At 38.5% G+C, this 13766-nt stretch carries 10 protein-coding genes and 1 pseudogene; 3 read left to right on the top strand and 8 right to left on the bottom strand.

Annotation, left to right across the window (positions count from 1 at the left end):
• Positions 1-7: 7 nt before the first annotated feature.
• The 6 genes and pseudogenes from IPO27_05220 to IPO27_05195 form a co-directional block, all read right to left on the bottom strand.
• Entirely contained in the window at positions 8-1870 is a 1863-nt protein-coding gene (locus tag IPO27_05220; GenBank protein ID MBK8845993.1) for a M1 family metallopeptidase, read from the bottom strand.
• A gap of 258 nt (positions 1871-2128) precedes the next feature.
• Positions 2129-2835: pseudogene (locus IPO27_05215) on the bottom strand (ABC transporter ATP-binding protein).
• 71 nt (positions 2836-2906) lie between these two features.
• The gene (locus IPO27_05210) at positions 2907-4412 is read right to left on the bottom strand and encodes a hypothetical protein (GenBank protein ID MBK8845992.1); all 1506 of its coding nucleotides are present in this window, start codon (positions 4410-4412) and stop codon (positions 2907-2909) included.
• The gene (locus IPO27_05205; GenBank protein ID MBK8845991.1) at positions 4405-5652 is read right to left on the bottom strand and encodes an ABC transporter permease; all 1248 of its coding nucleotides are present in this window, start codon (positions 5650-5652) and stop codon (positions 4405-4407) included. Before IPO27_05205 ends, IPO27_05210 begins: the two co-directional genes overlap by 8 nt.
• Before the next feature lie 68 nt (positions 5653-5720).
• Positions 5721-6749, bottom strand: coding sequence for a class 1 fructose-bisphosphatase (gene fbp / locus IPO27_05200; GenBank protein MBK8845990.1), 1029 nt, complete (start codon positions 6747-6749; stop codon positions 5721-5723).
• A gap of 427 nt (positions 6750-7176) precedes the next feature.
• Positions 7177-9366: a glutamine synthetase III gene (locus IPO27_05195; protein ID MBK8845989.1), complete on the bottom strand. Its 2190-nt coding sequence runs from the start codon at positions 9364-9366 to the stop codon at positions 7177-7179.
• A 274-nt stretch (positions 9367-9640) separates the two neighbouring features.
• On the opposite strand from IPO27_05195, the gene IPO27_05190 reads away from it, so the two are divergent.
• Complete coding sequence (locus IPO27_05190) at positions 9641-10000, top strand: hypothetical protein (GenBank protein ID MBK8845988.1); 360 nt, start codon at positions 9641-9643, stop codon at positions 9998-10000.
• Here the strand turns inward: IPO27_05190 and IPO27_05185 are convergent, their stop codons facing one another.
• Positions 10001-10357 (bottom strand): hypothetical protein, encoded by a 357-nt coding sequence (locus IPO27_05185; GenBank protein ID MBK8845987.1) that lies wholly within the window; start codon positions 10355-10357, stop codon positions 10001-10003.
• 100 nt (positions 10358-10457) lie between these two features.
• On the opposite strand from IPO27_05185, the gene IPO27_05180 reads away from it, so the two are divergent.
• Both IPO27_05180 and IPO27_05175 read left to right on the top strand, forming a co-directional pair.
• A complete protein-coding gene (locus tag IPO27_05180) occupies positions 10458-11114 on the top strand; it encodes a peptidylprolyl isomerase (protein ID MBK8845986.1) in 657 nt (218 codons plus the stop codon).
• Positions 11115-11303: 189 nt separating this feature from the next.
• Positions 11304-13253, top strand: a complete 1950-nt coding sequence (locus IPO27_05175; protein MBK8845985.1) for a KUP/HAK/KT family potassium transporter — start codon at positions 11304-11306, stop codon at positions 13251-13253.
• A gap of 6 nt (positions 13254-13259) precedes the next feature.
• Here IPO27_05175 and IPO27_05170 read toward each other — a convergent pair whose 3' ends face one another.
• Entirely contained in the window at positions 13260-13760 is a 501-nt protein-coding gene (locus IPO27_05170; GenBank protein MBK8845984.1) for a hypothetical protein, read from the bottom strand.
• Positions 13761-13766 lie beyond the last annotated feature (6 nt).

The following is a 13766-nucleotide window of genomic DNA, read 5'->3' as shown; positions in this document are numbered from 1 at the left end:
TCATTTATTATTTGGCTTCCCATTTATTGTTGGTTAAATTGCAATCAATAAAAAGGCCCTGATGTAAAAATACACTTTTTAATCGACTCCCCTGCTTTGAATCAAAAGACTGCCTGGTAGCACCTGGCTTAAGGTGATGTACTTCGTTGTCACCATTACGGTATACCATAACCACATCGCAAGCGGTAAATTTGCCTCCCAGGTTTTCCACATTAACCCGCTGCGTAATGGTATTTACATCGGTTACAGATACTGCCCAATCAAAATAGCCCCAATCGAAAAACCAGTTTTTCCAAAACCAGTTTAAATCCATGTTGGTGGCATTGTTAAAGCAATTGAAAAAATCCCAGGGCGTTGGTCGCTTACCATTCCAGGTAATTATATACTGTTGCAAGGCATAGCGAAACAAACTATCGCCAAGGTAATCTCTAAGTGCAAAGTATGCAGAGGCCGGCTTACCGTATGAATTAAAAGAATATGCATCGGGCAGGAGTAAATCGGAGGGCATGATGATTGGCGACTCGAGGGTCATACTTTTGTTGTTGCGATAACGGGCAACATAATAGTCGGGATATGTTGCTGTGCTATCATTCAACTTAAATGCATTGACGCTTGCCATGTATTCAAAAAATACAGCCCACCCTTCGTCCATCCATGCATATCGCCCTTCGTTTGTACCCAACATAAAGGGCATATAGGTATGGCTAACTTCATGTGTTGTAAGCGTTATATCATCATCCGGATTTTCGTTTTCTACATCGTTACATATCATTGGAAATTCCATTTGACCCAATCCATTAAATAATGTCATTTGCGGATAGGGATACTCAATGCCCGGCATTACCTTACTGAAATAGTCAATGGAGGTGCAAGCCATTGTTTGAACGTGGCTGTAATTTTTTGCTTCGGGATGATATGCTGTTTGAACATGCACACGCATGCCACTATTAAGCTTAACACTGCTACCGTACCAACAGTAATTTTTTGCAACGCCAAATGCAAAATCAGTAACATTATCGGCCGTGAAATGGAATGTTGATGTACCTCCTATCTCACTTTCCTGTTTGGCATTGGCTTCAGCCGAATCAACAATAGCAATAGGGCTGTCAGCCTCTTTACTTTTTTCCCATAAATAAATTTTGGTGCCTAACACATCAAGTGGGTTCACAAGCTCGCCTGTGGCCCAAACCATATTAGGCCGGTCTACGGTAATGCGCACATCAAAATTACAGAAGTCATTATAAAATTCAATTTGCTCGTTAAACGGAATGATGTTCCATCCATCCACATCATCATAAGCCGCAATGCGTGGAAAAAAATATGCGACAAAAGCAGCGCGATCATTAACTATGCTTTCGCGGGGAGCATCGGTAGTGGTGTTTAGTTTATAGTGCCACTTACAAGTAAGTGCCACTTTGTTGCCCTTAGCCAAAGGTGTTTTTAATTTTAGGCGATAATTAGTTGAGTTGCCCGATTGATGTATGGCTGTGTTATCAACCTGTATAGTATCAGTCTCCACCACAAGCATGTCAATAAAAATACCATCGGTAAAATACGAGTCGGGTTCGTCATATACCTGCAACGCATTTTTTAATCTGGCATTTTGATATAACCGTAACCATATACTATGCAGTGTATCGGGACTATTGTTGGCATAAGAAATAGTTTCGCTGCCGATGATGGTGCTGTCTTTATACGAAACATCAATTTTATAATCTGCATGGTTTTGCCAAATGGCAGCACCGGGCTTACCGTTAAGGTTACGTGTATTTTTTTTCAAAGCATTTTGAAAATTGCGCGACATAAACATCTGAGCCGATGAAATGCATGCAGCAAGCAAGAATATTGTACAAAGTGAAAGTAGTTTCATTTCTATTTGTGGTTATCACAAATAAAGTGAAATTTATACTCTAATAGTGTGGGAAAAAATTAATTTTTCTATTGCCTCACAAATTTAACTCCCATCACTATTAAAGATTAATTGAAGTATATATAAATTTATTTTCGATTGGCAAAATAAATATTTTTCGAAATAACCTTTATTTGAAATGTTTAGTACTCAAAGTTGCAATAAGAGTAAGTAACCTTAAATTACTTAGCCAATAAACCAGTTACAGTAAATTCAAAATTAATTTACCATAGCCGAAAACACGGTTGGGTTTTCATTAATGCTATCCGATTCTATACACCCATCTTTGAGCCGCACAATGCGGTGTGCATGGCGTGCAATATCTTCTTCGTGGGTTACCAGTATGATGGTATTGCCTTTAGCATGAATCTCATGAAACAATCCCATAATTTCGATGGAAGTTTTTGAATCAAGATTTCCGGTAGGCTCATCGGCCAGGATGATGGAAGGCGAATTAACCAATGCCCGTGCCACTGCTACACGTTGCCGATGACCACCCGACAACTCATTAGGTTTGTGCAACATTCTATCCTGCAAGCCTACACTGGCAAGCGCATGTTGGCCATTTCATCGCGCTTTGCTTTGGGGTAACCACTGTACACCAACGGCAGTGCAACATTTTCTAATGCTGAACTGCGTGGCAATAAATTAAATGTTTGAAAAACAAAACCAATCTCCTTATTTCGGATTTCAGCAAGCTCATTATCTGTTCTATTACTTACATCTTGCTTATTCAATATGTATGTACCTCCGGAGGCTGTATCAAGGCAACCTATAATATTCATTAGCGTAGATTTGCCCGAGCCCGAAGGGCCCATCAAAGCAACATATTCATTTTTAAAAATGGATGTGGTTATTGATCGCAAGGCGTGAATTTCCTCTTTGCCGATGGTGTACCTTCGAGCTATGTCTTTAAGCTGTATAATCTCTTCTTTTTCCATTGTGCTAAAGTAGCTTTTAAAATTTAAGATAAGTGCAAGTAGGATTTGTTACATGTCTAATTACGCATTGAGTTATTAAGTATGTCAACCGATAAAGGCTCTAACCTTATAACTCCGGCATCAAGATGACGATTATTAATAAAGGCAAAAGAAGAAGAGACCTCATAGCGAATAATGGTCATGAACTTTGTTGCAGAAATGCCTGCCGTTTTTACTTCAAAATTTGTTTTTAACTCGAAGCTTCCGTCCGCTTTGCTGTAGGTATGCAAAAGTTTGCTCCAATCATGGTTCCATCCAATAATTATGGCGCCTTCCAGAGGCAAATCTTTGTCATCGTGGATAGTGCCGGTGGTTAAGTAATCTGGATGCTGCGAGAAAGAATAATAATTATCGGGTTTCAAACAGGCAGCGTTTTTCTTGCTATTTGTTAATGATGCAAAAACGGATGCTACCGGCTTCAGTGTGCCCGGCATCGTGATGCCGTTCGAAACGGTGGTTCCCTTTCTGTTTAGTATTCCCATATAATCTGGATGAAAATCTCCCCATGCTACATCTTTGTACTGCCACCATGAGTAGCCGCTACCACCGCAATTACAAACTTGATTATACGTTTTCAAGGCAAACTCGCTCTGCGCTGCATATGGTATGGAGTCATCATCGGCCGGCAAACTTGTTTCGCCTATAATCCATGGCTTTTCCATATGTTTACTATACCAGTATATTTCACTTAACACCTGATTTAATTCATATTCATAGGGATGAAAAGAAATGAAGTCAACGGCCATCACGTTTGGATCCCAATTAAGCACTTCGCGGCTGCTGGCAAGCCCAATGGTACTTAAATGATAGGGCGCATAAGTATCAATTAATTGCTGCCATCGTATGGCTATATTCATGGCTTGCTTCTTATCATGTTTGGCCGAATCAAAATAGAGCGGCTCATTATATAAATCGTAAGCTAAGATGGTATTTTCGTTACTAAAATTCGTAAATAGTTTTTGCAGAAACACTTCTCCCTGTGGCTCTCCTATTTTTGTTTCGGCCAGCATTATGGCTTTCATATTATATTTTTTTAGTACATCAAATACCAGTTGCACACAGGCAAAATATTTTTTCAAATTACCCTCATCCGTTAATAATAGCAGCGAGTCGTAATTGTTGTTTACCTGTGTTCGTATGTATAGTTGATTGTTTACAATTTCGGTTTGCCCGAGCGTAATAAGGCGAATGGTATTGAATCCTGATTTCTTAATTAATGCAATATCTGCCTCCAGGCGATTTCTATTGGAGTCGATATGCTGATCGGGAAATTTTTCGTTATCGTAATATCCTTTGTAAGGGGCAATGCCAATTTTATCACTGTCAACTATTAAATCTATTTTGTAATTGATTGCGAGCGGAAAAAAAGTTGCCGAATCAATCATAAACGTTTTATCGTTTAAATAAACAAAACCTTTTACTATCGGGTGCACCTTTTTTGTTTTGGTGGTGCATGCCATAATCATAAACATCAACACAAATGCACTGCTTATGCACGTCTTTAGTATTAACTTATTATCCATTTGCAGTATTTAATAAATGTACTTTAATCATATTTCTATTGATAAGTTTAAGGGCAACATACAACGAAGCTAAGGTGCCAATAAAAGTAACCAACATAAAGGTGACTATAAAATCACTTCTTTGCATGGCAACAGGGTATGCATCCACTACAAACATTTCTTCTTCGCTTCCCATTTTTATTATTCCAAAATACAGTTGAAGGCTGCAAATAATCAAGCCAATAAATATTCCACCAACGGCACCCGAAAGGGTAATGAGCAAACCTTCAGTAAAAAATATTTTTTTCAATTGTGCAATGCCCGCTCCCATGCTGTGCAGCACGGTAATATCTTTTTGCTTTTCTATAACCAACATGGTAAGTGCTCCAATAATACTAAACGTAGATATAACCAATATCAGAATTAAAATAAGGTACGCTGCAATTTTCTCGGTGGTTATTATTTTATATAAAAAATCATGCAACTCGGGCCGTGTTTTTATCACCCAATTTTTATTGATGCTTTGTAATTGCTTACGTGTATCATCTGCAGCAGTTTTGTCAATCAACATAAACTCAAGTGCAGTAATTTCATTTTCCTTATTATACAATTGTCTGGCAGCATCGAGCGAAATAAAAATATACCTGGAATCGAAATCTTGTTGTAAGGCAAACACCCCTGAGGGCACAACCACCTGTTGCACAAATGCATCGGGGTTAAGTGCATCGCTCATATTTTGTGACGATGGATAATATAGAACTAAAGTGTTGTTAAGTCCTTTAAGATGTAAACTTAACGAATAGGCAATTCCGGCACCAAGCACCGCTTCCTGATAATTGTGTTTGCTTAACGAGAAATTTCCATCAATTATTTTTTGATGCATAGCAGTGTGGTGCTCGTATAAACTATCTATTCCTCTTACACGTGCAATGCTTTGTTTATCGCCATACCGCACCAGGGCATTATCTTCAATAACCTCATATACCAAACGGATGTTTGGGTTACGTTTAATGTTTGCAAGTTCATCTTTGGTTACGGTAAAATATTTTCCGGTTGATGGTGTAATGCGCATATCCGGATCAAAGGTGTCGTACAATGAAATTACCAGATTGCCAACGCCATTAAAAACACTAAGCACGATAATCAATCCTGCCGTGCTGACTACAATACCGACAATTGAAATTAAAGTAATTACATTGATAACATTGTGCGATTTTTTTGCAATAAGGTATCTGCCTGCTATGTATAATATAAACTTCAATGATCTTAAAGCATTAAAAAGTAAATAGTAAAAAAAACTCTTGGGAGAAAATGTTTGAATTACAATTCTTAATGAGGCGAAGAATATTTTAACATATACTCTTCTGCCTTTTCCACCATCTCCATGCTGCCAATAAACAATGGTGTGCGCTGATGCAACGACTTGGGCTGTATCTCCAAAATCCGCTTAAAGCCATCGGTAGCTTTGCCACCGGCTTGTTCCACAATCATAGCTAAGGGATTGCACTCATACAACAGGCGAAGTTTTCCTTGAGGCGATTTAAACGTAGAAGGATAAACGTAAATTCCTCCTTTAATAATATTACGATGAACATCGCTAACAAGCGAACCAATGTAACGTGAAGAATAAGGTCGTTGCGTAGCCTCATCTTCTACCTGGCAGTATTTAATATATTTTTTTACACCTTCAGGAAAGTGCACATAGTTTCCTTCGTTAATAGAATAAATAGTTCCTGTTTTAGGAATACTCATATCGGGATGTGAGAGACAAAACTCACCAATGCTAGGGTCAAGTGTAAATCCATTTACACCCTTGCCGGTTGTATACACCAACATGGTTGATGAGCCATAAGTAATATATCCTGCTGCAACCTGATCGGTACCACGTTGTACAAAATCGTTCATGCTTGCAGGTCCATTAAGTGATACACGTCTGTATATGCTAAATATAGTTCCTATAGAAACATTAACATCGATATTTGAGCTACCATCAAGGGGATCTATTGCCACTACGTACTTCGCATTCTTGCTTACAGCATTATCTATATGGATAATGTCATCATTCTCTTCGCTGGCAATGGCACAACACTCGCCCCCTGATTGCAGTGCAGCAATAAATTGCTCATTGGCATACACATCCAATTTTTTTTGATCTTCGCCTTGTACATTGGTATTTCCTACATTGCCAAATATATCCATAAGACCGGCCTTATTTACTTCGCGGTTTACAATTTTGGCGGCAATACCAATATCTCGTAACAACCGTGACAACTCTCCTTTGGCATAAGGAAAATCGGACTGGCGTTCTATGATAAATTGACCTAAGGTGACGGTACGTTTTACAGAAGAAATATTCATACTGAAAATAATTATTGATTATAAAAGCGGAAGGGCAAACATAGGCTATTTTGTTGAATCGCTGAAACCGATATAAACACATGTTACTTATATCTATTTAAGCCTTAAATTCTATTATAAACAGATCTGCTTTGGCTGGTAAAAATCAAGGTCGATTGAAAAAAAAATTACCATTTAGAAGAGCGATAAATTTTGAAGTACAACATATCCGCCAACTAAAACATGTCAGAATAACTTTAAATTAAAACCGCTTGCAAGGCAATCCTAATTGCAGCAACCTTAATTATTGTTTGTATAAATTATGGTCTTACTGAAATGGAAATAATATGCAAAAGATTATGACCACGAAATTACAACACACTTTGCACTTACCCTCAATTACCCAAACAGGAAATGAGACAAGTATAAATTATAGTTTGAAGGTTAATTAATTAATGCGCAACATTTCGCGGTATTTAGGCAGCGGCCATAATTCATCAGCAATAATTTTTTCAAGGCTATCGGCATGCTCTCTAATTTCAGGAAAATGCTTTTTCACTTTGTCGCAATATGCTAATGCTTTAGCTCGCACATTCCCCATTTTGTTGGCTTTAGTTCTGTCGGCCTCCATGGCTTGGGTAATATCTTTTATGCCATTTATTCGCATGGCAATTTCCTTTATAATATCAATCTGCGCTTTGGTGTGTGTGCCCTTTAAACCAATATCGTGCATGGCTTCAACATTTTCTGCCAATCTGGTTTGGTAAGCAATAGCTGCGGGCAATATTTGATTCAAACTTAAGTCTTCCATTACACGCGATTCTATCTCCAGTTTCTTGGTATAATCTTCTAACAAAATTTCGTGACGTGCTTCTGCTTCGCGATGCGAAAATATATTCAGCTTTTCAAACAACTCCAACGATTTTACAGAAACCATTGCATCCAATGCAGGCGGGGTGGTAGTTATATTTGACAGACCTAATTTTTTTGCTTCGCGCACCCACTCATCTCCGTAACCATTGCCTTCAAATAAAATTCGCTTGGTACCAACTATAAATTCACGCAGTACTTTTAAAATGGCTTCGTCCTTTCCGGCACCTTTATCCATCAATGCATCAACTTCTTTCTTAAAATCAATTAATTGGTTAGCTACAATGGTATTCAAGACCATCATTGGATGACTGCTGTTGGCCGAAGAACCTACTGCACGAAATTCAAATTTATTTCCTGTAAATGCAAAAGGCGATGTACGGTTGCGGTCGGTATTATCAAGCAAAATTTCGGGAAGTTTACCAATGCCTAGTTTTAAATCTGTTTTTTCTTCGGGCGTCATTTTTGCTTTGGTAATTTTTTTCTCAAGATCGTTGAGCACCGCAGTCAATTGCGCCCCTACAAATATGGACATGATGGCAGGAGGCGCTTCGTTGGCACCCAGTCGGTGGTCGTTGCTGGCTGATGCTATACTTGCACGCAACAAGTCCGCATGATCGTGCACCGCTTTAATTGTATTGATAAAAAATGTAAGAAATTGTAAATTGCTTTTTGGGTTTCCGCCTGGTGATAAAAGATTTTTTCCTGTGTTGGTGCCAAGGCTCCAATTATTGTGCTTACCACTGCCATTAATTCCAGCGTATGGTTTTTCGTGTAAGAGTACTTTGAAGTTGTGATGTTGCGCCACTTTATCCATCAGGTCCATTAGTAACTGATTATGGTCAACCGCTAGGTTTATTTCTTCAAATACCGGGGCACATTCAAATTGAGTTGGTGCAACTTCGTTATGACGTGTTTTGAGTGGTATTCCTAATTTGAAAGCTTCGGTTTCAAACTCAACCATAAATGCATAAACACGTTCAGATATACTTCCAAAGTAATGGTCTTCCATTTGCTGTCCTTTGGCAGGCGAATCGCCAAATAAGGTACGCCCGCATGTTTGCAAGTCGGGACGAGCATTAAACATGGCCGTGTCAATTAAAAAATATTCCTGCTCTATTCCCAGGGTTGCATTTACACGGGTTACGTTTTTATCAAAATACTGACATACATCTACTGCTGCTTTATCCAATACATGAAGGGCTTTAAGCAATGGCGCTTTATAATCAAGAGTTTCGCCTGTGTACGAAACAAATATAGTGGGAATGCATAGCGTTTTGCCGGCTGCACTCTCCATAATAAATGCAGGAGATGAGGGATCCCATGCTGTATAACCACGTGCTTCAAAGGTGTTGCGAATACCTCCGCTTGGAAAACTTGATGCATCAGGCTCTTGCTGCACAAGGGCGCTGCTGCTAAAATTCTCAATAGGGCGCCCATCATTCAACTCAAAAAAAGAATCATGTTTTTCGGCAGTGCTTCCTGTGAGCGGCTGAAACCAGTGAGTATAATGTGTAGCCCCACGGCTCATGGCCCAGGTTTTCATTCCGGTAGCTACCTGCTCTGCAACTTTACGATCTATTGTATGACCCGTATCAATAGTGGCCATCATTTGATTACTTATCTCCTTAGAAAGGTACTTATGCATTATGTCCTTATTAAAAACATTACATGCAAAATATTCAGATATTTTCTCGGTAGGAATAGTTACTGCCTGTGGAGTGCGGGCATTACTTAAATCCAATGCTTTAAAGCGTAGTGTAGCCATTGTTCGTATTTTTTTTATTTTTTCGGGCACGAAGGTGTATTATTTAGGGGGTATAACCAAAAAAAAGTAGTTTTTTTTATCAAACACCCGTTAAAAAATGGGGGTATGGCTGAAAATTTTGATATTTATTAATAATGAAAGGATTTGCTATTCATCACAAATCATCATTGAATATCCTGCTTACATCGGTATTTATACCGATAATCTCTATCGATAGTTTTCGTGGTCAGTCAAATAGTATGAATGCTTTATTTCAAAATAATACCTTTGCTTCATGCTTGAGAAAGAAGAAATTTTACTATTAAAAGAAAAGTGGAACAGCTTAGTTGATTTGCTTTGCAAACAATTTGACAGCGACCTCGACCTACAAGGAATAATTTTTTTGATTGGTGTGCAGGAGTTAGGAATAGGTTACAAGAAATATACAAAAGACCAAAAACAAGATCTGATGCATATTGCTACATGCAAGCTCATGAGCTATTATGGATATTATGAACTAGAGGGTGCTGATGGTGAGGGATGGCCACATTGGAAATTGCTAAAGCAATTACCCAAATTAAGTCTTAAGGAGCAGGATGTGCTGTTAAAGAATAGCGTGATACAATATTTTGAAGAGATGGGTTACAGCCTATAATTAACGCAAGACTACCGTTTTACTAACCCGATCCGATTGCTTGAGGATAATATAATCCTTGGCCTTTTTGTTGCCTTTGCTGGCTTCAATATTTAGCACTGCTTCCCACTCAAATGAAAAGTAGGTTTTTCCATTGCTATCCGAAGTTTTCTGGTCCTTGATATTTGCCTTTACATTAGTAGTTGGGTTAATTACGCTGTCTTGCCTAAGCACAACAATTACCCCTTGTACCGGACGGTTGATAGAGTCGGTTATGGTAATTTCGCATTCGGCAGGTGTTGTTTTTTTGCAGGCGGTAATTGCTACACTTGCCGCAACAAGCAGCATAGCCATTAAAATGTTTGCAAGCGATTTCATCTTGATAAATAATTTAAGCGATAAAAGTAGAAAAATTCATCGAATATAAAGAACAAGCCTTAAAATATTAACTATCATTGCCGCCCTAAATAATTAAAAAATGAAATATAGAATTTTTAAACTTTTAACCTTAATGTTAGCTATGAGTATGGTAGATGCCGAAGCACAAAAAAAATCCACAGAACCGATTGTAGAATTAACTACAGACTACGGTAAAATCAAAATCAAATTGTACAATGAAACACCTAAACATCGTGACAATTTTTTAAAACTTGCCAAGGAAGGATTTTACGATGGAACCTTGTTTCATCGCGTAATTAAAGGATTTATGATTCAAGGTGGTGACCCTAAAAGTAAAACAGCAGGACCAAGCGATATGCTTGGCAGTGGCGATGTTGGTTACACTATTCCTGCAGAGTTTAGCAAAAATCTGATACATAAAAAAGGCGCGTTATGTGCAGCACGCACAAATAATCCCGAGAAAGCTTCGAGTGGCTGTCAATTTTATATTGTACAAGGCAAAACGATGACCGATGCAGAAATTGGTATGATGGAGCAGCAAAAAGGCATTAAATATACTGAAGAACAAAAACAAGCTTACAAAACTTTAGGAGGCACAGCATTCCTTGATCAGGAATACACGGTATATGGAGAAGTTATTGAAGGTCTGGAAGTATTAGACAAAATAGCTATGGTGCAAACTGCCCCAGGCGACCGCCCAACTAAAGATGTGAAAATGACAGTTAAGGTTTTGTAGATTACCACCTACAAGTCTTATTTAATAAGGGCGCAAATGTTAACCATTTGCGCCTTTTTAGTGTTCATTAGTTTTTGGCCAACGTAAAATATTACAGCAACATTCTCGATGAATACCATATACATTTGCCGCCTTGTATAGATAGAATTACTTTTTAATATTAATATTCGATAAATAGCACCTTCTGGCATGTCGTCATTCAGTACAAACAAGTTAACCGCAGCCGGAGTGCTTATTACCTTAGGCATTATTTTCGGAGACATTGGAACTTCACCGATTTATGTAATGTCTGCAATACTTGCCGGTCGCGATCTAAGCCGCGAACTAGTATTAGGCGGGCTTTCATGTGTCTTTTGGACCCTCATTAGCATTACCACATTCAAGTATGTTTTTCTTACCCTTAATAATGATAATAAAGGAGAGGGTGGAATATTTGCGCTTTATGCTTTGCTACGTAGATTTAAAATCAAATGGGTAATATTTCCTGCTATTATAGGTTGCGCGGCCTTAATTGCCGATGGATTTATTACACCGCCCATTTCTATATGTTCGGCTGTCGAAGGCTTGCGCATCATAAACCCTGACATCGTATCGGTAGTGCCCATCGTTATCGTTATATTGATTATTCTATTCCTATTTCAGCAATTTGGTACTAAAGTAGTTGGGCAATTTTTTGGACCCATCATGACCTTGTGGTTTATCATGATTGGCACATTGGGCGTAATGCAAATAGTAAAGAACACCGAAGTGCTTACCGCGTTAAACCCCTATTGGGCTATACATTTACTTTGGGAGTACCCCTCAGGTTTCTGGATTTTGGGAGCTGTATTTTTATGTACTACTGGTGCCGAGGCACTTTACTCCGACCTGGGTCATTGCGGCAAACACAACATTCGTCTTGCATGGTCGGGTGTATTGATTGCCCTGCTATTGAACTATTTTGGGCAAGGGGCCTATCTTCTCAATTGCATTGATCAAGATTGTGCTGTAGGTGTACCATTTTATGATATCATGCCCAAATGGTTTTTACCATTTGGTGTGGTACTGGCCACTTTTGCTACCATCATTGCCTCACAGGCAATAATTACCGGTTGCTTTACCCTGGTTAACGAGGCCATGAAACTACGATTATTGCCTAATCTGAAAGTTAATTATCCAACCATGCAGCGTGGGCAAATTTATATTCCATTTATAAACTGGGTGTTGCTTGGCGGTTGTATTACGGTGGTGCTAATTTTTCAAAAAGCCTCGGCCATGGAAGCCGCTTATGGCCTTGCAATAACCATTGATATGATTATGACCACCTCTTTGCTTATAAGCCTGTTTGTTATTAAAAAGATTAACCGCATTGCCCTGCTCAGCTTTGCACTTTTTATTGGGTTTATTGAGTTTTCTTTTTTCATTTCCAATCTTGATAAATTCTCTCACGGTGGGTGGTTTACATTTCTTATTTTAATTGGATTATTTATCGTAATGTGGATATTTTACGAGGCACGTAAACTTCGCAAAAAGCATACGGATTTCGTCAGCATTGAAGATTATATACAACCCCTTAAAGACCTGATGAATGATGATAGCATTCCCAAAGAGGCTACCAATTTGGTGTATTTAAGTATGACCGACAATAAAAATCAAATCGACTCAAACATTATTTATTCCATATTTCGTAAACGGCCAAAACGTGCCGATATCTATTGGTTTGTGCATGTTAATATTACCAATGAGCCCTATGGTGCAAATTACTCGGTCGCTACCATTATACCACAACGATGTTTTTTTGTACAACTTAATTTCGGATTTAAAGTTGAACACAAGGTAAACCTGATGTTTAATAAAATTGTAAACGAGATGGTAGAAAACGGGGAGGTGGATGAGCTGTCACACTACCCTTCGTTGCGCAAGCATAATATGCCGGCCGATTTTAAATTTATTTTACTAAATACACGTGTTGCCATAGATGACGACCTTACACCCTTCGATTTATTTATAGTAAAGGGATATCGTATAATTAAAACCATCAGTTTATCTACTGCCGAAGATTTTGGCCTCGAAATTTCGAATGTGGAAGAAGAGTTGGTACCTATCAGAATTAAGGAGCAAGTGGATATTGACCTGGAGCGGAAAAAAGGGTTAAAATAATTACTGCTAATATTTTGCTTTTATAAATTTCTTGGTTTTAATAGCTTGCCTGGCAGCCACATTACTATCAATGAGATATACAGTCACTGTATAAAAGCCATATTGCCATGGGCCGGTTTGTAAGGTTGCCACATACCTGTCGGTTACTCCAAAATAATCGCCATACATCTGATGGCCAAACAAATCATTAATAACCACTAATACCTGCGAGGGATTTTTTACCACAATCTCCAAGCGCAGTTCATCAATGGTGATATTAGGAAGCAAATCAAAATCGTATGGCTCGCAAGGTCCATCAACATAGTTGCTTAGGTGATAAGCAAAGAGTGCTATTTTGGGGTTACGATATGTTTTTCCATCACATCCACATACGGGATCATACTCGGGACAATTACACAAGTAAAAGGGATTGTCTATTTGGAGCGTGTCCTTGCATGGTATAGTTGTAAACTGGGCCAACGATTGAAAGCCCAACATTACAAACAGAATAGCATAGAGAATTCGCATTGAAAA

The sequence above is a fragment of the Bacteroidota bacterium genome, assembly GCA_016714535.1.
In the GTDB taxonomy this organism is placed as follows: Bacteria; Bacteroidota; Bacteroidia; order AKYH767-A; family OLB10; genus JADKFV01.
Note: the sequence above shows the minus strand (reverse complement) of the source record. Positions and strands in the feature narration are given on the sequence as shown.